Origin of the sequence: Micromonospora sp. NPDC051300 (genome assembly GCF_044455315.1) — a bacterium.
Classification (GTDB): Bacteria; Actinomycetota; Actinomycetes; order Mycobacteriales; family Micromonosporaceae; genus Micromonospora; species Micromonospora robiginosa.
The window spans coordinates 1-19,915 of sequence record NZ_JBITEP010000048.1 but is presented as its reverse complement, the minus strand read 5'-3'; the positions used below and the strand labels follow the sequence as shown (position 1 = coordinate 19,915).

Genomic DNA, 19,915 nt, shown 5'->3' with positions numbered 1-19,915 from the left:
CGACAACCTCGCCGACTGGATCGCCACCCGCGGCTACAGCACCAGCTGACCCGCAACCGAACAGGGCCCGACCCCACCACCCGGGGTCGGGCCCTGTCGCGTATCCAACGGCCGTGTCCCGGTCACCTCGCCGTCATGTCGGCGTCGTCACCAGGACGGGTCGCTCCACCACGCTGGGTCGCGCCGGACGAGCCGGACGACCGACGGAGGGCCAGCAGTGACAGCCGAGGTGGCGACCGACCGTCCGCCGACGACCCGCCCCGACGTGAGCGTGATCGTGCCGGTCTACAACACGCTGCGCTACCTGCGAGCCTGCCTCGACTCGGTGCTGCGGCAGACCATCGGCGCGGACCGGATGGAGATCGTGGCGGTGGACGACGGGTCCACCGACGGCAGCGGTCGCCTGCTGGACCGGCTCGCCGCGCGGCACCCCGGGACCCTGCGGGTGGTCCACCAGCCCAACTCGGGCGGCCCGGCCGCGCCCTGCAACCGGGGGCTGGAGCTGGCGACCGGCCGGTACGTCTTCTTCCTCGGCTCGGACGACCGGCTCGGCCCCGAGGCGCTGGAACGGCTGGTCGCCGCCGCTGACCGCTACGGCTCGGACGTGGTGCTGGGCAAGGTCGTCGGCGTCAACGGCCGGCACGTCTTCTCCGACGTGTTCGCCGCCGGCAACGCCGTCGACGTGAGCCTGTTCGACTCGGCGCTGCCGTGGTCGCTGGCGAACACCAAGCTGTTCCGCCGCGACCTCGTCGACCGGCTCGGGTTGCGGTTTCCGGAGGACATGCCGGTGCTCAGCGACCAGCCGTTCACACTGGCCGCCTGCTACCACGCCCGCCGGGTCACGGCGCTCGCCGACTACGACTACTACCACGCGGTACGCCGGCTGGACGCCCGCAACATCACCTACCACAGCAGGGTCGAGCAGCGGCTGGTCAGTGTGGAGCGGTTGTTCGCGTTCGTCGAGGGACTGATCCCGGCCGGCGCGCGCCGGGACGCGGTGCTGTGCCGCCACGTCGGGCTGGAGCTGGCCAACCTGGTGGGCGACGACTTCCGCCGGCTGGACCGGGCCGCGCAGGAACGGGTGCACGCGACCGTCCGCCGGCTGGTCGAGCGGCACGTCACCGACGGGCTGCGGGACCGGCTCGGCATCGAGGCGCGGCTGCGCCTGGGCGCGGTGCACGGCGGCGGCGTCGACGCGTTGCTCGCGGTCATCGACCAGGACGCGGAGCGGGGCGTACCGGCCACGGTGGTCGAGGCCGGCCGGTGGCACGCCGGCTACCCGGGCGCGCCGGCCGCCTGGACCGACGTCACCGACGTACGCGCCGCCTGGCTGGCGCGGCTGGACACGGTGGAGGTGAGCTGGTCGGACGGGCGGACCGTCACGGTGACCGCGCGCAGCCCGTACCCCCGGTTCGCCGCGCAGGCCGGGCCGGTGCGGCTGGTGGCGGGTCCGGTCGCCGGTGTCACCCGGCTGGACGCGACCGACCCGACCGGGCGGACCGTGCGCACCGACTTCCCGGTCGAGAAGATCCTCGCGGTCAGCGCGGCCAGCGGCCAACGCCACCCGGTTCGCGCCGAGGTGGACGGCGACCAGGGGCGGGGCGGCGCGCCGGTGCGGGCGCCGCGGCTGGCCGCCGGCCGGCCCCGGCTGCTACGGCGCGGCGCCCGGCTGTACGGGGTGACCGCGACCGTCGACCCGCGCAGCGGCCAGCTCGTCCTGTCGGTGGTGCCGGTGACCGTCGCCCAGCTCGTCGGCCGGCTGCGTCGCCGGTTCTCCGGCACGTCCCGTCCGGCTCCGGTGGGCGTGCCGGCGCGCTTCGGCCCGGCTCCGGCGGCGAGCGCCCCGGAGCGCGCGGGCCACCACGCCGAGCCGGGTCCGGCGCAGGTCGGCCACCTGACCGCGACGTCCTGACCGCCGCCGGTCAGCGCGGCGAGCGGACGCCCTGCTCCGTCGTCATGGGGACCTGGAGGTAGGTGGTGCCGCGCAGGTCCAGCCAGGCCCGTTCGGGGGCGCGGACCAGGCGCACCATCACCCCGGTGCAGGCCGGGCACCGCCCGACCAGGCCCGGTGCGTGCGAGTAGACGTGCAGGCCGGCCATCGGGCCGACCATGCCGCAGTTGTCGCAGCGTCCGGTGGTGGCGCTGAGGTCGACCGCGAGGAGTTCCCGCAGCGGCCCGTCGAGCATGTTGCCGTCCAGGTAGGTCATGTCGGTCATGCGTCCTCCTCGGGGGTCAGCCGGTCGGCCCGAAGCGTTCGGTCCGCACCCGCCTGGTCGGGTGGCCCAACCCCACGAGCAGGTCGGCCACGGTCTCCACGAACCCGGTGGGGCCGCAGACGTAGCAGAGCGGTTCCAGGTCCGGCGGCCAGCCGTGGCTGTTCACGTCCGCCAGCCCGATGCGGTGCGGCTCACCCCGCCAGCCGTCGGGCGCCTGCCGGGTGTACACGTAGGCGACGTCGAGGCCCTGGTCGTCGCGGGCCCGGCGACGCAGTTCGTCGGCGTAGATCACGTCGTCGGGGGTGCGCACCGAGTAGATCAGCCGGAACGGGGTCCGGCTGCCCGCGGCCCGGCGGGCCCGGACCATGGCCATCAGCGGCACCACCCCGGAGCCGCCGGCCACCAGCAGCACCGGCGCGGTCTCGTCGGTCCGCCAGACGAACCAGCCGCCGACCGGCCCGCGGACCTCCACCGGGTCGCCCTCGGTCCAGGTGTCGACGAGGTACGGCGACACCTCGCCGTCGGGCACCCGCTGCACGGTCACCTCGATGCGCTCGCCGTCGGCGGGGCCGGCGAGCGAGTACGACCGGGCGGCCTGGTAGCCGTCCGGTGCGGTCAGCCGCACGTCGACGTGCTGCCCGGGCAGGTGCCCGGGCCAGCCGGGCACGTCCAGCAGCAGCGTCTGCGCGGTCGGCGTCTCGATCCGTCGCTCGACCAGCCGGGCCACCCGCCAGGTCAGCGGCGCCACCCGGCCGGTGGTCGGGGCCGCCACCTCAGTCGCCCTGGTAGCGCTGCTCGCGCCACGGGTCGCCGTAGTCGTGGTAGCCGGCCGTCTCCCAGAAACCCGGCCGGTCCTCGGCGAGCAGCCGGATGCCGCGCACCCACTTGGCGGACTTCCACAGGTAGAGGTGCGGCACGAGCAGCCGGGCCGGTCCGCCGTGCTCGGCCGGCAGCGGGCTCCCGTCGTACGTGTGCACCACCCAGGCCCGCCCGCCGCGCAGGTCGTCCAGCGGCAGGTTGGTGGTGTAGCCGCCGTAGGAGTGCGCCAGCGCGTAGCGGGCGTCGGTGTCCACGGCGTCGAGCAGCGTGTCCAGCGAGACGCCCTGCCAGCTGGTGCCGAGCTTGGACCAGCGGGTGACGCAGTGCAGGTCGACCGTGGGCGTGTCCTGCGGCAGGCTCATCAGCTCGGCCCAGGACCAGCGGTGTTCCGCGCCGGTCTCGGTGTTCAGCACGAACTCCCAGGTGTCCGTGGGCACGCGTGGCGTCGGGCCGGCGGAGAGCACCGGGAAGTCCTCGGTGAGGTACTGCCCGGGCGGCAGGTCCGGCGCGGACGAACGGGGCCGGCCCTGAAAGCCCGGCGAGACGATTCCCACCCGTCAGTCCTACCACCCCCGGTGCGCCCGCACACCGCTTCCCGGGTGCAAGGTGGGGCCCCGCTCGACACCTGGGTGTCGAGCGGGGCCTCGGCCTCCACCGAAAGCGTCAGGCGGGGCCCCCGCCTTGCGTCTCGTGCACGACGGTGCGGTCGCCGTCGCCGCTGTCACGGGTCGCGCGCAGGCTGGTGATGGTGACGATCACCAGGACGCCGACGATCACGCCGAGCGAGGCGAGCGTCGGGATCTCCGGCACGCCCTTCCAGATGCCGTGCGCCCAGTGCAGGCCGAGCTTGAGGCCGATGAACGCCAGGATGACGGCCAGGCCGTAGCTGAGGTGCACCAGCCGGCTGAGCGCCGCGTGCAGCACGAAGTAGAGCGCCCGCAGGCCGAGCAGGGCGAAGGCGTTGGTCGCGAAGACGAGGTACGGGTCCTCGGTGATGCCGTAGACGGCGGGCACCGAGTCGACAGCGAAGACGATGTCGGTGGCCAGCACCGCGACCACGACAAGCGCGAACGGGGTCAGCGCCCGGCGGCCGTGCTGGCGGATGGTCATCTTGGTGCCGTGGTACTCCTCGACCACCGGCATGACCTTGCGCAGCAGCTTCACCGACCGCATCTTGTTGATGTCGACCTCCTGCTCGTGCCCGGAGAGGGCGTCGCGCAGCAGTTTCACCGCGGTGGCGATGAGGATGATCGCGAAGAGCAGGAAGGCGAAGTCGAGCGTCTGCAGGGCGGCGGCGCCGAGCGCGATGAAGATCGCCCGCAGCACCAGCGCGCCGGCGATGCCGTAGAGCAGCACCCGCTGGGCCAGCGCGGCGGGCACCGCGAACGCGGCCAGCAGCAGCATGAAGACGAAGAGGTTGTCGACCGAGAGCGACTTCTCGACCAGGTAACCGGTGAGGTACTCGATGCCCTGCTGGCCGCCCCAGCGGGACCAGATCCAGGCGCCGAAGGCCAGCGGCAGGGCGATGTAGAACGCCGACCAGCCGAGCGCCTCCCGCAGGGAGACCTCGTGCGGCTTGCGGGTGACCAGGAAGTCCAGCACCAGCAGGGCGAGCACGCCGGCGATCGTCACCGCCCAGAGCGTGGGGGTGCCGATCGACGACAGCTCACCCGCGGACAGGTAGGACACTTCGGTCATGGGGCCTCCTCGAACACCGTGTCATGTTCGAGGTCTCCTTCACCCACAATTTCGTGGGCAACCACCCGAGGCTCGCCTCCGGGGGCTCGCCGTACTGACCGGAATGGTTCGTGGGAAGTACTCCCCTCGCGGGTTCAAGGCTAGGCCAACCGGGGCCGGACGCCAAGTCGAGGCGCGCATGATTGCCCTGGTCAACCGCTGTGCGCCGGGGCGGGGCGTGGCGCCGCGCGGCCCGGGCCCCTAGGGTGACGCGGGTGACCAGCCAGGGACCACTGACCGGGGTACGGGTGATCGAGCTGGCCGGCATCGGCCCGGGGCCGTTCGCCGCGATGATGCTGGCCGACCTGGGCGCCGACGTGGTGCGCGTGGACCGGGTGGGCGGCGGCGGCTTCGGCGCGTTCCCCGGCGACCTGCTCAACCGTAACCGCCGCTCGGTCGCGCTGGACCTGAAGCACCCGGACGGGCGGGATCTGGTGCGGTCCCTGGTGGCCGGCGCGGACGCGCTGGTGGAGGGCTTCCGGCCGGGGGTCGCGGAGCGCCTCGGGCTCGGCCCGCAGGAGTGCTTCGCCGCCAACCCGCGCCTGGTGTACGGGCGGATGACCGGCTGGGGGCAGGACGGGCCGCTGGCCCGCACGGCCGGCCACGACATCGACTACCTGGCGCTGACCGGCGCGCTGCACGGGGTGGGCCGGGCCGGTGAGCGCCCGGTGCCGCCGATGAACCTGCTCGGCGACTTCGGCGGCGGCGGCATGATGCTGGCCCTGGGCGTGGTCGCGGCGCTGTACGCGGTACGCGGCGGCGCGCCCGGCCAGGTGGTCGACGCGGCCATCGTGGACGGCGTGTCGGTGTTGGCCACCCAGGTCCACGCGCTGCGCGGCCTCGGCCTCTGGCAGGACCCGCGCGGGGTGAACCTGCTCGACGGCGGCGCGCCGTTCTACGACACCTACGAGTGCGCCGACGGCCGGTACGTGGCGGTCGGCGCGTTGGAGCCGCAGTTCTACGCCGAACTGGTCCGGCTCACCGGTTTCCCGCTCGACGGCGACGAGGCGCCGGACCGGGACGACCCGGCGAACTGGCCGGCGCTGCGGACCGCCTGGGCCCGGCTGTTCCGCACCCGGACCCGGGACGAGTGGGCCGACCTGCTGTCCGGCACGGACGCCTGCGTGTCCCCGGTGCTCGACTGGGCCGAGGCCCCGCGCCACCCGCACCTCGCCGCGCGCGACACCTTCGTCACGCCGGAGGGGGTGACCCAGCCGGCGCCCGCGCCGCGCTTCTCGGCCACCCCGACGGCGGTGCGCCGCCCACCGCCGCGACCGGGCGAGCACACCGACGAGGTGCTTGCCGAGGCGGGTGTGGACGAGACGCGGATCGCCGCCCTGCGCGCCGCCGGCACGGTCGGCTGACGCGAGGCCCCCGGCTCCCCCGGTCATCCCACCAGCGCGGTACGACGCGGCGTCGGCCGACGTCAGGGGACGTCCCGCCGCCACGGGCCGGGCGCTGAACGGCGGTGCAAGGCGGACACCGGCCCCCGCGACGGGCAGCGGGGAAGCGGAGAGCTGGGGGTCAGCGGCGGCGGGCGGCGGCCGGCGCGAGCGCCGGTTCCACCATGTCCCGGTAGTCGCGGGGCAACTGCACCACGACGTCGGAGAACTCGCCGCCACTGATGGCCTCGCGCAGCGTGGTGAACACCGCCCGCGCCGCGCCACGGGCGGTGTTCTCGTCGCAGTCCGCCCGCCGGGCGACCCGGGCGACGAACTCGGCCGCGCCGAACCGCTCGGCCGCCTCGGTGCCCGGGTGCGGGTCGAGCATCCCCCACAGCGACTTCGGCAGTTGCGCGGCGAGGTCCAGCGCCTCACCACCGGTCAGCCGCTCGGCAAGCGTCTCCAGCGTGGCGGCGGTGAGCGTCGCGGCCCGCTCGTCGGCGGTCCCGGTGAGCCGGGCGACCCGCGCCACGAAGGTGTGGTGGTCCATCGGTGGTACCCCCTTCGGTACAGGCAGGGCGGCTACCCGTCCTCCGGCGACGGAAACGGCGGGGATCGGGGGCGTGAGCCACCGCACGACGGGTAACCGCCGCGCGGTCACGACCCGACGAACTGGCGCGAGGAGCCCGACCCATGGCGAGTTATTCGGACGTCCTTGAGTACCTGTCCGCGCTGGACTACCCGGCCGGGAAGGACGACGTGATCCGTGCGGCCGAACGGGAGGGCGCGCCGGAGGACGTGTTGCGGGCGTTGCGCGCGCTGCCGCCGGTGGACTACGCCAACGGTGTCGAGGTGGCCCGGTCGGCCGGGATCGACGCGGCCCCCGAGGTGGACCCGTCGCAGCGGGCGGCCCAGGCCCGGGACCCGCACACGCGCGTCTCGCAGCACCTGCGCGGCATCTGACGCCGCGACGACCACGCCCGGTCGCACACGCGGCCGGGCGTCGGCGCGGGTCCGAGAGACAGGCGGGCGCCCCGGGTCACGAACCGCGACCTGGGGCGCCACGCAGCACCTGTGCCCGGTGGTGCACGCCCGAACCGGGTCGCGATCACCAGGTGGTGAATCTCCGCCCGAACCGGGCGGGCATCACTGCCACGATCATCATACGACGCGACATCGTCCGAAAGGCTGATATTCGAGAAAGTGTGTCCGGCGGCACGTCGGGTGTCAGCCGCGTACCCCGCCGCTGCGGTCGCGGGCCTTGAGCCGGGTGGTGGGCAGCGCGGGCGCGGGCAACGGGGGCGCCGCGTCGTCGGCGACCGTCCCGAAGCGACGGCCGGCCGACCAGTCCTCGCGGGCCTCGGCGATCTCCTCGTGCGAGCGGCCGACGAAGTTCCACCACATCACCAGCGGCTCGTCGAACGGGGTGCCGCCGAGCAGCAGCAGCCGGCTGCCGGGCGTCGCGCGCACCGTCAACGCCGTCCGCCCGGCGCCCAGGTAGAGCAACGCGCCCGGGGCCAGCGCCACGCCGTCCACCTCGGCCGAGCCGGACATCGCCAGCAGCCCGTACTCGAAGTCCTGGCGCAACGGCAGCGTGGCCGGCGCCGGCCCGCGGGCCTCGAGCTGCGCGCCGAGCAGCGGGGTGTGCGCGACCGCGGGCGAGCGCTCCGCGCCGAGCTCGCCGACGAGCAGCGTCAGGTCCCAGTCGCCGTCGCGCCAGCGGGGCAGCTCGGCGTGGTGGGCGAAGTCGGGGTCGCCGGCACGGGCCGGGTCCGGCAGCGCCACCCAGAGCTGCACGCCGTGCATCAGCGGCGGGTGGACCAGCGGCGAGCGCTCCGAGTGGGCGATGCCGCGACCGGAGGTCATCACGTTGAGCTGGCCGGGCCGGATCGGCTGCACGTTGCCGAGGCTGTCGCGGTGCAGGATCTCGCCGTCGAGTAGCCAGGTGACGGTCTGCAGCCCGGTGTGCGGGTGCGGCGGCACCTCCATGCCCGGCCGCTCGGCCACGTCGTCCGGGCCGAAGTGGTCGACGAAGCACCACGCGCCGACCATCCGCCGCTGCCGCTGCGGCAGCAGCCGGCGCACCGTGGTGTAGCGGCCGAGGGGGACGTCGTGGCCGGGCAGCAGCACGCTGCCCGGGTCGGCGGCGCCGACGCCGGGCGGGAGCGTCTGCGCGGGCAACGATTCGGTGCGGTCCACCGCCCGAACTGTACGCTCAGTCCGCCGTGACGCTCACCGCGTTCGCGCCGGCCACCAGGTCGAGGTAGAGCCGGTCGGCCGACCGGTCCCAGCCCGGCGTGCTGACCACGTCCCCGGCGGCGATGCCGGCGCGGCGCTCCTCGTAGACGGCGAGCGAGCCGGCGCCGGAGGCCACCCGCACCCGGGCCGGTGGGCCGCCGGGCACCGACACGGTCAGCGCGCTGACCCCGCCGGTCATCCGCACGGTGAGCGTGCCGTCGAGCGGGGGAAGCCGCAGGTCGGTACGGGACGCGCCGCCGACCAGGTCGACGCCGGCGAGCCGGGCCGCGCCCAGGTCGATCCGCTGCTCCCGGACGCCACCGACCAGGCGCACCCGCCAGGTCAGCCGGGAGTTGAGCACCACCTCCACGGCGGACGGGCCGGAGCGGCCGTTCTCCTCGATCCGCAGCCGGACCCGGTCGCCGGCCACCTGCGGGCGCGGCGTCACGCCGGCGTCGTCCTGGGCGCCGATCCGGTAGAGGTCGTCGCCCAGGTCGGCGGCGCGCAGGGTGAAGCTGGTCAGGCCGTCGGCCAGCTCGAACTCCGCCCGGCGCCGGTCCCCGCGCGGGGCGGTGAGCGTCTCGGTGGCCGCCACCTCCGCGCCGCCGACGCCGCCCGAGCCGCCGCCGGTGGCCGGCGAGGGCGCGGGCCCGCCGGAGAAGACCACGCCGAGCCGTGCCGGGTTGGACAGGGTGACCGCCACCGCGACCCCGCCCAGCGCCACCACCAGCACGGCGGCGGCGACCAGCAGCCGGGCGGTGGCGGACCAGCGTGTGTCGGTCAGGTCGGCGTCGTCGTCCCCGGAAGTCGTCATGGTCGTCCCCTCTCACCGGTCCCCACCCGGTCATACGGGCGGGTCTCAGTCGCGGTTCATTCCGCCCCCGGAGAGTCGGGCCTGCACCTTGGCCACGCAGGCGGTGAGCGTGGCGTGCGCGTCGAGGCCGAGGCTCTCGATCGCGACGAGCGCGGTGAACGCCACGTCGGCCAACTCGGCGGCCACCTCGGCCCGGGTGTGCGTCACGCCCTTGCGCGGGTTCTGCCCCAGCGCGCCGATCCACGCCGCGGCCACCTCGCCGGTCTCCTCGCCGAGCTTGAGGATCCGGCAGGTCAGCTCCGTGTCGCCGGCGCCGTTGGCGGCGTCCAGCCAGGCCCGGGCGTCCCGCGCCGAGGTCCAGATCATGTCGTCCACCCGGTCAAGTGAACCGGACGGCGGTCACTATCCGTATCCGGGGGCGGTGCGGGCAACGGTGCCGGCGCCGGGAGGCGGAAGGACGTGTCCGTGATGCCGGAGACCGTCGAGACGGTGTTCGCCGGGGTGGTCGCGCGGAACCCGGGCGAGCCCGAGTTCCACCAGGCGGTCCGGGAGGTGCTGGAGAGCATCGGCCCGGCGCTGCACCGGCACCCCGAGTACACCGGGGTGGTCGAGCGGATCTGCGAGCCGGAGCGGCAGGTCGTCTTCCGGGTGCCGTGGGAGGACGACAGCGGCCGGATCCGGGTGAACCGCGGCTTCCGGGTGGAGTTCAACAGCGCGCTCGGCCCGTTCAAGGGCGGGCTGCGGTTCCACCCGACGGTCTACCTGGGCATCGTGAAGTTCCTCGGGTTCGAGCAGATCTTCAAGAACGCGCTGACCGGGCTGTCGATCGGTGGCGGCAAGGGTGGCGCCGACTTCGACCCGAAGGGTCGCTCCGACCGGGAGGTGATGCGGTTCTGCCAGAGCTTCATGACCGAGCTGTACCGCCACATCGGCGCGCAGACCGACGTGCCGGCCGGGGACGTCGGGGTGGGCGGCCGGGAGATCGGTTACCTGTTCGGGCAGTACAAGCGGATCACCAACCGGTACGAGGCCGGCGTGCTCACCGGCAAGGGCCTGACGTACGGGGGCGCGCAGGTGCGGCGGGAGGCGACCGGGTACGGCGCGGTCTTCTTCGCCGAGGAGATGCTCAGGCGGAGCGGAGACGGCCTGGACGGCAAGCGGGTGGTGGTGTCCGGCTCCGGGAACGTGGCCGTCTACGCGGTGGAGAAGGTGCACCAGCTCGGCGGCACGGTGGTGGCGTGCTCCGACTCGGACGGGTACGTGCTGGACGAGAAGGGCATCGACCTGGCGCTGCTGCGCGAGCTGAAGGAGGAACGCCGGGCCCGCCTCGTCGACTACGCGACGCACGTGCCGCACGCGGTCGCGGTCTCCGGTCGTACCGTCTGGGAGGTGCCCTGCGACGTGGCGCTGCCGTGCGCGACGCAGAACGAAATTGGTGGCACGGAGGCCGCCGCGCTGGTGGCCGGCGGCTGCGTCGCGGTGGTGGAGGGGGCGAACATGCCCACCACGCCGGAGGCGGTGCGGATCCTCGGACGGGCCGGGGTGCGGTTCGCGCCGGGCAAGGCGGCCAACGCCGGCGGGGTGGCGGTGAGCGCGCTGGAGATGCAGCAGAACGCCAGCCGCGACTCGTGGACGTTCGCCCGCTCCGAGCAACGGCTGCGCGAGATCATGCGGGACGTGCACGACAGGTGCTGGACGACGGCCGAGGAGTACGGCCGGCCCGGCGACTACGTGGCCGGCGCGAACATCAACGGGTTCCGGCGGGTGGCCGAGGCGATGCTGTCGCACGGTCTGGTGTGACCGGCCACTGTGGCGCGACGGGCTGACCGACCGGTCGGTCAGTGATTGACAGGTCTCGACCTCGGGCCTACGTTCAGGTCCCTACCGGCTGGTAGGGACCTGTCCCCGGGGAGCAGCGATGCAGACCTCACCCACCCGCCGGCTGCTCGCCGCCGGCGCCGCCCTCGTGCTCGCGCTCGGCCTGGCCGGCGCGGCGCCCGCCGCCGCCGCCGGCCGCGACGACGGCGACCAGCCGCTGCCCGGCTACACCATCGTCAACCCGCCGCTGCCGCCGCTTGTCGTGGACGGCGCCCCGACGGTCGTCCGGCAGGGCGTGTACGCGCACGCCGGCTACGTCCTCGAGATCCCGGCCAGGTGGAACGGCGAGCTGGTGATGTGGGCGCACGGCTACCGCGGCCAGGGCACCGAGCTCTCCCCCGAACCGCCCGCCTTCGACCTGCGGCAACGCCTGCTGACCCAGGGGTACGCCTGGGCGTCCTCCTCGTACGACCGCAACGGCTACGACATCCGCTCCGGGGTGCTGGGCACCCGGGCCCTCGCGGACCTGTTCGCCCGCACCGTGCGGCGGCCGCACCGGGTGCTCATCGCCGGTGTCTCCATGGGCGGGCACGTCATCGGCCGCTCGCTGGAGCAGTACCCCGGCTACTACGCCGGCGCGCTGCCGATGTGCGGGGTGCTCGGCGACCAGGAGCTGTTCGACTACTTCCTCGACTACAACCTGGTCGCGCAGGCGCTCACCGGGATACGCGCCTACCCGCCGCCGGCCGACTACCTGACCGACGCGGTGCCCCGGATCCAGGTGGCGACCGGGCTGGCCGGCCTCACCCCCACCGGCCCGGACACCACGAACGCGCTCGGCAGGCAACTGCGCGCGGTCACCGTGAACCGCTCCGGCGGCCCCCGACCGGGCGCCGACGCCGCGTTCGCGGTCTGGAAGGACTTCCTGTTCGGCATCGCCACCACCGACGGCGGCGACTCCCCCGCGCAGCGCCCCGGGCAGCTCGCCACCAACCTGTTCACCCGCTACACCCCGAACCAGCCGGTGAACCTGAACGCCACCGTGCAACGGGTCGCCCCGGAGAACCTGCGCCAGCGGCTGTCGCCCGGCCTGACCGAGGTGCCCCGGATCGCCGGCCGGCCGGGCGTGCCGGTGCTCAGCCTGCACGACCTCGGCGACCTGTTCGTCCCGTTCAGCATGGAGCAGGCGTACGCCCGGGACGTGGCCCGGCACGGGAGGTCCCGGCTGCTGGTGCAGCGGGCGGTGCGGGCCGCGCAGCACTGCGAGTTCAGCCCGGCCGAGGCCGGCGCCGCCTGGGACGACCTGACCCGCTGGGTCCGTACCGGCAAGCGCCCGGCCGGCGACCCGGTCACCGACGCGCGGGCGGTGGCGGCGGCCGACTTCGGCTGCCGGTTCAGCGACCCGGCCGCGTGGACCGCCGGCACCGGCACCCGCCGGCTCTACCCGGCCTGTCAGTCCTCGTCCGCGCCGTACCAGCCGCCCCGGTAGACGGTGCCCGGCCGGGGTGGGGCGTCCGGGTCGGCGGCGGTCCGGCGGGACCGGCGTACCCGGCTCACCACGAACCAGCCCACCCCGGCCACCACCGCCAGGATGACCACGTTCTGCAGCGTGCCGACGTACGCCTCGACCACGTGCCAGTTCTCGCCCAGCAGATAGCCGGCGAGCACGAACGCGGTGTTCCAGATCAGGCTGCCCAACGCGGTGAAGAGCAGGAACACCGGCACCGGCATGCGTTCCACGCCGGCCGGGATCGAGATCAGACTGCGGAAGATCGGAATCATCCGGCCGAAGAACACCGCCTTGACGCCGTGGCGGAGGAACCACGCCTCGGTGCGGTCCACGTCGTCCAGCTTGATCAGCGGCAGGCGCGCGGCCAGGGCGCGCATCCGGTCCCGACCGAGCGCCGCGCCGACGTAGTAGAGCGCCAGCGCGCCCAGCACCGACCCGAGCGTGGTCCAGGCGATCGCGCCGAACAGGCTCATCCGGCCCTGGCTGGCGGTGAACCCGGCCAGCGGCAGGATGACCTCGCTGGGGATGGGCGGGAACAGGTTCTCCAGGGCCACCGCGAGGCCGGCGCCGGGGCCGCCGAGCCGTTCGACCAGGCCGGTGACCCAGCCGACGGGTCCCTCGCCGGCGGGCTCGGCGGCCCGTGCGGCGCTCACCCGGGGGCCGGCGAGGAGCTGTGCGTTTCCGATCATCCGACCACGTTACGGGGCGAGCGGACCGACGACCACGGAAAGCGTCGCCGGTTACGCTGCCGTCCATGCGTACGCCGCTGCCGGTCGCGGTCGCCCAGCCGCTCACCCTCGCCGAGGACGTGGCGGGCAACGCCGAGCGGCACGCCGCCGCGGTGCGGGCCGCCGGGGCCCGGGTGGTGGTCTTCCCCGAGCTGTCCCTGACCGGGTACGAGCTGGCCGCCGCGCCGCTGGAGGCGACCGACGACCGCCTCGCCCCGCTGCGGGCGGCCTGCGCCGAGACCGGGACGCTGGCGCTGGCCGGCGCGCCGGTGGCCGGACCGCACATCGCGGTGCTCGCGGTCGACGGCGGGGGCGTGCGGGTCGCGTACCGGAAGATGTTCCTCGGCGGCGCGGAGCCGCAGCGGTTCCGGCCGGGCCGGGAACCGACGGTGCTCGTCGTCGACGGCTGGCGGCTGGGCCTGGCGGTCTGCAGGGACACCGGGGTGCCGGCACACGCGGCGGCGACCGCGGCGCTCGGCGCGGACGCCTACCTGGCCGGCGTGCTGGAGTCGGCCGACGACGCCGCGGTGCCGGACGAACGCGCCCGCCGGGTCGCCGCCGCGCACCGCGTGTGGGTGGCGACGGCGAGCTTCGCCGGGTCGACAGGCGGCGGGTACGCGCGGGCGGCCGGTGGCTCGGGCGTCTGGTCACCGGACGGCGTGCCGGTGGCGCGCGCCGGCGCCTCCCCCGGCGAACTGGTCACCGCCACCCTGCGCTGACGACGGACGGTTAGCCTGGGCTCGTGCAGCAGCCGCCTCTTCCCGCCGACGGGGCTCATCTCCTGGCCGAGGCCGAGGTCATGCGGCACCTGCACCGCGCCGGGTTCCCGGTCCCCCGCGTGTATCTGAAGGAGGTGGCGGGTCAGCCCTCGCCGCCTCGTACCCGGTCATAGGCGTCGAGCAGCTTGCGCAGGGCGGCGGCGGTGGTGGCGTCGAGCTTGTCGTCGTCGGCGGCGTCCTCGATCCGCTCGTGCAGGTCCTCGATCCGCTTGGCGTGATCCTTCGGCTTTCCCCGGTCCAGCTCGGTGGCCTTCTTCCGCAGATCGTCGGCCGTCTTGCGATCGACGAGCCGGGTTGCCTCGGCCCGGTCCAGCACGTCGACGAACCGGGCCGCGAGCTGGCGCGCGGTGAGCGGTCGAGGAGCGGTGGTCGACGGGGCCGCCCGGGTCGGCGCCGGCCGGGCGGCGGCGCTCGCGCCGGGCGCAGTGGCGACGCTCGCCCCGGCCGGTGGGGCGGCGGCACGCGGGGTGTCGGAGCGGCCGTCGAGCACCAGCGCGCCGACCAGCGCGAGCAGCAGCACCACCGCGCCGGCGACAAGCATCCCGGTCAGCCGGTTCGGCGGCACCTCGGCCCGGACGGCCGGCGGCGTGGCGCGTGCCGGGGGCCGCTCCAGCAGCGTCGGCGGGTGGGTCGCCGGGGTCACCGTGGGCAGGATCGCGGTCGGGGGGTCCACCGGGCGGCCCGCGCCCAGCCGGTCGGCCACCTCGGTGGCGGTGGGACGGCGGGACGGGTCCACCGCCAGGCAGGCCAGGACCAGGTCGGCGACGTCGGCGGGCAGCCCCGGCACCCGCAGCGGCGGCACCGGCGGCCGGCGGTCGCGCAACTCGACCACGTCGTCCCAGCTCCGCACCGGCAGCGGGGGCCGGCCGGTGAGGCTGCGGTAGAGCAGGACGCCGAGCGCGTACACGTCGCCGGCCGGGTGGGTGGGGCCGGGGTCGAGCCGTTCCGGGGCGAAGTAGGCAGGGGTGCCGGCCAGCGGCTCGCCGGCCGGCCCGGCCGCCGGGTGCTGCGGGCCGGCCGGCGCGGCGATGCCGAAGTCGAGCACCTTCGCGCCGGTCTCGGTGAGCATCACGTTGGCCGGCTTGACGTCGCGGTGCACCACGCCGATCCGGTGCGCGGCGGCCAGCGCGGCGGCGACCTGCCCGGCCGTGCGCACCGCGTCCGGCCAGGCCAGCGGCCCGCCGGCCAGCCGGTCGGCGAGCGTCTGCCCCTGCACCAGCTCCATCACCAGGTACGGCGTCACCACGCCGCCGGGCAGCGTCGCCTCGCCGTAGTCGTACACCTGGGTCACGTGCGGGTGGGTGAGTCGCGCCGCGGCGCGCGCCTCGCGCTGGATGGTGGCGCGCAGGTGCGGGTCGGCGGCGAGCCGGCCGGCGAGCGCCTTGACCGCGACCGGGCGGTGCAGCACCTCGTCGTCGGCGCGCCACACCTCGGACATGCCGCCGAGCCCGATGCGCTCGCGCAGGACGTACCGGTCGTGCAGCCGGAGTGCGGGCGTGAACGGCGACATGATGGTCCCAGTCTGCCCGGCCGGCCCCCGCCGGCACCAATCAGCGTCCGGTTCGTCCTGGTCCGCCGGCCGGTCAGGGCTTGCGGGCGACCCCGCCGTACATGCTCACGTCGACCACTGTGGGGCGCGGCTCGGGCTCGCCGTCGGCGCGCCACTCGGCCACCGAGCAGACGCCCGGCTCGACCAGGTCGAGACCGTCGAAGAAGCGCACGAACTCGTCCCGGCCGCGCAGGTTGATCACGCCGTGCGGGCCGCCGCCGCGGGCGGCCGCCTTCGCCTCGGCGGCGAGGTGCGCCGGCAGGTGGTCGTGGGTGGCGTGCGAGGCGGCGAGGTAGCTGCCCGGGGGCAACGCGTCCAGCAGCCGGGTGACCGTGGCGTAGGGGTCGTCGCCGTCCGGCACGAAGTGCAGCACCGCCACCAGCATCAGCGCCACCGGGCGGGTGAGGTCGAGCGTGCGGCGCAGGTCGGGGTGGGCGAGGATCCGCTCCGGGTCGCGCAGGTCGGCGTCGAGGTAGGCGGTGGCGCCCTCGGGCGTGCTGGTGAGCAGCGCCCGGGCGTGGGCCAGCACGATCGGGTCGTTGTCGACGTAGACCACCCGGGCGTGCGGGTCGACGGCCTGCGCCACCTCGTGGGTGTTGTCCGCGGTCGGGATGCCGGTGCCGATGTCGAGGAACTGGCGGATCCCCGCCTCGGCGGCCAGGTGCCGCACCGCGCGCCGGAGGAACCGCCGGTTCTCCTGGGCGCTGAGCCGGATGGTGGGGAACGCGGCGGCCATCGCGTCGCCGGACTCGCGGTCGGCCTGGAAGTTGTCCTTGCCGCCCAGCCAGTAGTTGTAGCGCCGGGCCGGGTGCGCGACGGTCGTGTCGATCCGGTCGGCCGGGTGGCCCGGCTCCGTCGCCGTGCCGCTCGCTTCGCTGGTCAACGCCGCCTCCACGACTCGCGCGCCACCGCCGTGGGATGACGTCCGTCCACTGTCACCGGTTCGCGGCAATGGTATCGCCCGCCGGCGCGACGGTCAGGCCGGGTAGAGCTCGTCGCGGATGCGGGCCAGCATCTCCCGGGTGCGCTCCGGCGGTGCGGCCTCCACGCACAGCCGCTCCATCGCCTCCGCGTAGTAGTCGAGGTCGTCGCGCTTGTCGAGGTAGATGGCGCTGGTCAGTTGCTCGATGTAGACGATGTCGGGCAGGTCCTCGTCGCCGAAGCGCAGGATGCTGAACGCGCCACTGGCGGCGGCGTGCCCGCCGGCGGTGAACGGGACGATCTGTAGCCGCACGTGCGGCGCGGCGGTCGCCTCGATCAGCGCGTCGAGCTGCTCGCGCATCACCGCGGGGCCGCCGATCGGCCGGCGCAGCGCCGCCTCGTCCAGCACCGCCCAGAGCTGCGGGGGGTCGGCGCGGCGCAGCAGCCCCTGGCGCTCCATCCGCAGGTCCACCCGCCGGTCCAGCTCCGCCGGCGCCGCGCCGCGGTGCCCGAGCAGGATCACCTCGCGCGCGTACGCGGCGGTCTGCAGCAGTCCCGGCACGAACTGCACCTCGTACGTGCGGATCAGCGCGGCGGCGGCCTCCAGCCCCAGGTAGGACTGGAACCAGCTCGGCAGCACGTCGCCGTAGCGGTGCCACCAGCCGGGGCTGTTCGCGTCGCGGGCCAGCTTGAGCAGCGCGGCGCGGTCCTCCTCGGCGGCGACGCCGTAGAGCGTGAGCAGGTCGGCGACGTCGCGTTCCTTGAAGCCGACCCGGCCCAGCTCCATCCGGCTGATCTTGGACTCGGAGGAGCGGATCTCCCAACCGGCGCTCTCCCGGCTGACCGCGGCGCCCTCACGCAGCCGGCGCAGCTGCGCCCCGAGCAGCATGCGCAGCACCGTCGGACCGCTTGTCGGTCCGCCCTCGACGGGCACCGTCGCCACCTGACCGCCCTCGCATCCCGGCTCTCGACCGGGCGCCCTCCCCGGCCGACGAGTAAGCATGCCATGAACCGACAGTGAGGTGAACTCCCCCGGACGGTCTATTTAGTCCCGTGGACGGGACGGCGGGATCAGGTGGTCGAAGTCCCCGTCCCGGGCGCCGAGCACGAACGCCGCGATCTCGTCCACCGTGTAGATCAGCGCCGGCCCCTCGGGATGGCGGGAGTTGCGCACCGCGATGCCCCCTCCGCCGGGCAGCTCGGCCAGCTCGACGCAGTTGCCGCTGGGGTTGCTCCGGCGACTCTTCAACCAGCGCATCGGGGGCAGGTGGGGCACGGGTACGCCGTTGGGGGGCGGTTGCATGGGCGTCCTTCTTCGAAGGCCGGCCGGGGCCGCGGGGAGGAGCGGTGGGCGGCACGAGTGTCGACTGAGGAGTGAGATGCACGTGCATCTGCTATTGCATCTGCAATGGACTGCGAGCATGATAACCGAACGTACGGTGTGCCGGGTCGCTCACGTTCGGTGACCCGGAACCGGGGGCCTGTGGTGAGGAGGGCGAGTGCCGGATCCGATGACCGTCGCCTCCGGCATCTCCGCCGCCGGCGCCCTGGCCTCCGCCTGGCAACTGCGCCGGCGGGCCCTGCGCGCCGAGGCCGAACTCGAACTGCTCCAGGCCGAGCTGGCCGCCGAACGGCACGCCGCCAGCCACGACCCGCTGACCGGGCTGCCCAACCGCCGCGCGTTCTTCCGGCTGGCCGCCGCCCTGCTCACCGACCCCGCCGGGCAGCCCCTGGTCGCGGTGGTGCTCGACCTCGACGACTTCAAGCAGATCAACGACCGTTTCGGGCACGCCGCCGGCGACCAGGTGCTGGTCAGCGTCGCCCAGCGGCTCGCCGCGTTCGCCGGCAACAACCTGGTGGCCCGCCTCGGCGGCGACGAGTTCGCCGGCCTGCTGGCCAGCCCCACGGCCGACCGGCGGTGGATCGAGCACGCCACCCGCCGGCTCTACGAGGCGCTCGCCGCGCCGATCCCGCTGGGCGGTCGCAGCATCCGGGTCACCGCCTCGGTCGGGCTCGCCCCGGTCCACAGCCCCGCCCAGCTCACCGACGCGCTGTGCCGCGCCGACGCCGCGATGTACGAGGCGAAGACGCTCGGCGCGGCCCGCGCGCCCCGCCAGCTCGTCGCCGAGCACTGACCGCCACGAGCGGGGCCCCGGTCAGCGCCAGCCGTAGCCGGCCCGCAGCGCCGTACCCACCCGGTCGAACCGGGGCCGGTCGAGCACCGCGCCCTCACGGCGGATGCTGTCCTCGCGCATGGTGAGCACCCGGTCCAGGCGGACCCAACTGGGCCGCTTCTCGCGATCCCACTCCCCCGGGCCCAGCGACAGCCAGTGCCGCTGGCCGTCCCGGTCGCTCTGGCTGGACAGCATCAGCCCGAACAGGGTGCGGCTGTGCCGGCCCACCACCAGCACCGGCCGGTCCTTGCCCTGCCGGGGATCGTCCTCGTACGGCACCCAGGTCCAGACGATCTCGCCCGGGTCCGCCTGCCCGTCCGGCTCCGGCGCGTACGACAGCTCGCGACGCTGCAACGCGTTGACCTGGCGCCGACGCGCGACCTGGGCCGGGATCGGCCCGCCGGTGCGGGCCGGCACGGCCCCGGTGATCTGGCCGAGCCGGGACGCCACGTTCCTCAACAGACCTGCCACGGCGGGCAGCCTATCCCCCCGGCGCACCGGGGAATCCGGTGGCGGTCGCGCCACCCGGTTCGTCACCATGCCCCGGTGACCGTTCCCCGCTACCAGATCCGCGCCACCTACACCGACGACACCGTCACCGTCTACCAGGCGTACCCGCCGGAGATCGCCGACCCGGCGCTGGCCGCCGGCCGGTTCGTGCCACCGTTCAAGCGGGAGCGGATGACCTGGATCAAGCCGTCGTTCCGGTGGATGATGTACCGCTGCGGGTGGGCGCTCAAGCCCGGACAGGAACGGGTGCTCGCGGTGGAGATCAGCCGGGCCGGCTTCGAGTGGGCGCTCGGGCACGCCTGCCTCAGCGCACACGACCCCCGCCGGCACCCGGACCGGGACGCCTGGCGGCACCTGTTGCGGACCAGCCCGGTGCGGGTGCAGTGGGACCCGGAACGGTCACTGCGGCTGGCCCCGCTGCCGCACCGGTCGCTGCAGGTCGGACTCTCCGGCGAGGCGGTGCGCCGGTACGTCGACGAGTGGCTGGTCGGGCTCACCGACGTCACCGCGACGGCCCGTGCGGTGCACCAGCGGCTCACCGCCGGTGACGAGGCCGGCGCGGCGGCGCTCCTCCCGGCCGAGCGGCCGTACCCGCTGCCGCCCGAGGTGGCCCGGGTGGTCGACGCCGACTGACAGAGATGATGTTTGTGAGCACCTCCCGCCGAGGTCTGACCCACCGACTGACTGACTTCGGGTCTTCAACGGGATTTGTCGGCCTCG

General features: G+C 74.8%; 22 protein-coding genes. 8 read left to right on the top strand and 14 right to left on the bottom strand.

Translation table 11 applies throughout. From position 1 onward, the window contains the following. The first annotated feature begins 217 nt into the window (after positions 1-217). Positions 218-1,912, top strand: coding sequence for a glycosyltransferase family 2 protein (locus ACIA5A_RS29790; protein ID WP_396767925.1), 1,695 nt, complete (start codon positions 218-220; stop codon positions 1,910-1,912). Positions 1,913-1,922: 10 nt separating this feature from the next. On the opposite strand, the gene ACIA5A_RS29785 is transcribed toward ACIA5A_RS29790, so the two are convergent. The 4 genes from ACIA5A_RS29785 to ACIA5A_RS29770 form a co-directional block, all read right to left on the bottom strand. Further along, positions 1,923-2,216, bottom strand: a complete 294-nt coding sequence (locus ACIA5A_RS29785) for a DUF6510 family protein (RefSeq protein ID WP_396767923.1) — start codon at positions 2,214-2,216, stop codon at positions 1,923-1,925. A 16-nt stretch (positions 2,217-2,232) separates the two neighbouring features. Next, entirely contained in the window at positions 2,233-2,988 is a 756-nt protein-coding gene (locus ACIA5A_RS29780) for a ferredoxin reductase (RefSeq protein ID WP_396767921.1), read from the bottom strand. Between the two features lies 1 nt (position 2,989). Further along, a complete protein-coding gene (locus ACIA5A_RS29775; protein WP_396767919.1) occupies positions 2,990-3,589 on the bottom strand; it encodes a sulfite oxidase-like oxidoreductase in 600 nt (199 codons plus the stop codon). 109 nt (positions 3,590-3,698) lie between these two features. Beyond that, positions 3,699-4,733 (bottom strand): TerC/Alx family metal homeostasis membrane protein, encoded by a 1,035-nt coding sequence (locus ACIA5A_RS29770; RefSeq protein WP_396767917.1) that lies wholly within the window; start codon positions 4,731-4,733, stop codon positions 3,699-3,701. A gap of 245 nt (positions 4,734-4,978) precedes the next feature. Here ACIA5A_RS29770 and ACIA5A_RS29765 point away from each other — a divergent pair, with 245 nt between their 5' ends. Then, positions 4,979-6,136 carry a CaiB/BaiF CoA transferase family protein gene (locus ACIA5A_RS29765; RefSeq protein WP_396767915.1) on the top strand — a complete coding sequence of 386 codons (1,158 nt, stop codon included), beginning with the start codon at positions 4,979-4,981 and terminating at the stop codon, positions 6,134-6,136. A 160-nt stretch (positions 6,137-6,296) separates the two neighbouring features. Here ACIA5A_RS29765 and ACIA5A_RS29760 read toward each other — a convergent pair whose 3' ends face one another. Continuing rightward, the gene (locus tag ACIA5A_RS29760) at positions 6,297-6,704 is read right to left on the bottom strand and encodes a DUF2267 domain-containing protein (RefSeq protein ID WP_396767913.1); all 408 of its coding nucleotides are present in this window, start codon (positions 6,702-6,704) and stop codon (positions 6,297-6,299) included. Between the two features lie 143 nt (positions 6,705-6,847). On the opposite strand from ACIA5A_RS29760, the gene ACIA5A_RS29755 reads away from it, so the two are divergent. Further along, on the top strand, positions 6,848-7,117 hold the full coding sequence (locus tag ACIA5A_RS29755) for a DUF2795 domain-containing protein (RefSeq protein ID WP_396767911.1): 270 nt from the start codon (positions 6,848-6,850) through the stop codon (positions 7,115-7,117). Between the two features lie 264 nt (positions 7,118-7,381). On the opposite strand, the gene ACIA5A_RS29750 is transcribed toward ACIA5A_RS29755, so the two are convergent. Genes ACIA5A_RS29750 through ACIA5A_RS29740 form a run of 3 tightly spaced genes read right to left on the bottom strand, consistent with a single transcriptional unit; the run spans position 7,382 to position 9,581 of the window. Next, positions 7,382-8,353 carry a pirin family protein gene (locus ACIA5A_RS29750; protein ID WP_396767909.1) on the bottom strand — a complete coding sequence of 324 codons (972 nt, stop codon included), beginning with the start codon at positions 8,351-8,353 and terminating at the stop codon, positions 7,382-7,384. A gap of 16 nt (positions 8,354-8,369) precedes the next feature. After that, entirely contained in the window at positions 8,370-9,206 is an 837-nt protein-coding gene (locus ACIA5A_RS29745) for a hypothetical protein (RefSeq protein ID WP_396767907.1), read from the bottom strand. Between the two features lie 45 nt (positions 9,207-9,251). After that, positions 9,252-9,581 (bottom strand): MazG-like family protein, encoded by a 330-nt coding sequence (locus tag ACIA5A_RS29740; RefSeq protein WP_396767905.1) that lies wholly within the window; start codon positions 9,579-9,581, stop codon positions 9,252-9,254. A 93-nt stretch (positions 9,582-9,674) separates the two neighbouring features. Here ACIA5A_RS29740 and gdhA point away from each other — a divergent pair, with 93 nt between their 5' ends. Both gdhA and ACIA5A_RS29730 read left to right on the top strand, forming a co-directional pair. Then, positions 9,675-11,006, top strand: coding sequence for an NADP-specific glutamate dehydrogenase (gene gdhA, locus ACIA5A_RS29735; RefSeq protein WP_396767927.1), 1,332 nt, complete (start codon positions 9,675-9,677; stop codon positions 11,004-11,006). A 118-nt stretch (positions 11,007-11,124) separates the two neighbouring features. Then, on the top strand, positions 11,125-12,513 hold the full coding sequence (locus ACIA5A_RS29730) for an alpha/beta hydrolase family protein (RefSeq protein WP_396767903.1): 1,389 nt from the start codon (positions 11,125-11,127) through the stop codon (positions 12,511-12,513). Here ACIA5A_RS29730 and ACIA5A_RS29725 read toward each other — a convergent pair. Then, positions 12,477-13,223, bottom strand: coding sequence for a DedA family protein (locus ACIA5A_RS29725; protein WP_396767901.1), 747 nt, complete (start codon positions 13,221-13,223; stop codon positions 12,477-12,479). The two genes, ACIA5A_RS29730 and ACIA5A_RS29725, sit on opposite strands and share 37 nt — an antisense overlap. Positions 13,224-13,288: 65 nt before the next feature. Here ACIA5A_RS29725 and ACIA5A_RS29720 point away from each other — a divergent pair, with 65 nt between their 5' ends. Further along, positions 13,289-13,981, top strand: coding sequence for a nitrilase-related carbon-nitrogen hydrolase (locus tag ACIA5A_RS29720; RefSeq protein ID WP_396767899.1), 693 nt, complete (start codon positions 13,289-13,291; stop codon positions 13,979-13,981). A 142-nt stretch (positions 13,982-14,123) separates the two neighbouring features. Here the strand turns inward: ACIA5A_RS29720 and ACIA5A_RS29715 are convergent, their stop codons facing one another. The 4 genes from ACIA5A_RS29715 to ACIA5A_RS29700 all read right to left on the bottom strand — a co-directional run bounded on the left by ACIA5A_RS29715 (position 14,124) and on the right by ACIA5A_RS29700 (position 17,814). Continuing rightward, positions 14,124-15,551, bottom strand: a complete 1,428-nt coding sequence (locus tag ACIA5A_RS29715; protein WP_396767897.1) for a serine/threonine-protein kinase — start codon at positions 15,549-15,551, stop codon at positions 14,124-14,126. Between the two features lie 73 nt (positions 15,552-15,624). Beyond that, positions 15,625-16,473 (bottom strand): SAM-dependent methyltransferase, encoded by an 849-nt coding sequence (locus ACIA5A_RS29710; RefSeq protein ID WP_396767895.1) that lies wholly within the window; start codon positions 16,471-16,473, stop codon positions 15,625-15,627. Between the two features lie 93 nt (positions 16,474-16,566). Continuing rightward, positions 16,567-17,454 (bottom strand): helix-turn-helix domain-containing protein, encoded by an 888-nt coding sequence (locus ACIA5A_RS29705; protein ID WP_396767893.1) that lies wholly within the window; start codon positions 17,452-17,454, stop codon positions 16,567-16,569. A gap of 102 nt (positions 17,455-17,556) precedes the next feature. Further along, positions 17,557-17,814 (bottom strand): DUF397 domain-containing protein, encoded by a 258-nt coding sequence (locus ACIA5A_RS29700; protein ID WP_396767891.1) that lies wholly within the window; start codon positions 17,812-17,814, stop codon positions 17,557-17,559. Positions 17,815-18,010: 196 nt separating this feature from the next. Here ACIA5A_RS29700 and ACIA5A_RS29695 point away from each other — a divergent pair, with 196 nt between their 5' ends. Next, positions 18,011-18,646: a GGDEF domain-containing protein gene (locus ACIA5A_RS29695; protein ID WP_396767889.1), complete on the top strand. Its 636-nt coding sequence runs from the start codon at positions 18,011-18,013 to the stop codon at positions 18,644-18,646. Positions 18,647-18,667: 21 nt separating this feature from the next. Here ACIA5A_RS29695 and ACIA5A_RS29690 read toward each other — a convergent pair whose 3' ends face one another. Beyond that, entirely contained in the window at positions 18,668-19,156 is a 489-nt protein-coding gene (locus ACIA5A_RS29690) for a type II toxin-antitoxin system PemK/MazF family toxin (protein ID WP_396767887.1), read from the bottom strand. Positions 19,157-19,231: 75 nt separating this feature from the next. On the opposite strand from ACIA5A_RS29690, the gene ACIA5A_RS29685 reads away from it, so the two are divergent. Continuing rightward, entirely contained in the window at positions 19,232-19,828 is a 597-nt protein-coding gene (locus ACIA5A_RS29685; protein ID WP_396767885.1) for a DUF4291 domain-containing protein, read from the top strand. Positions 19,829-19,915 lie beyond the last annotated feature (87 nt).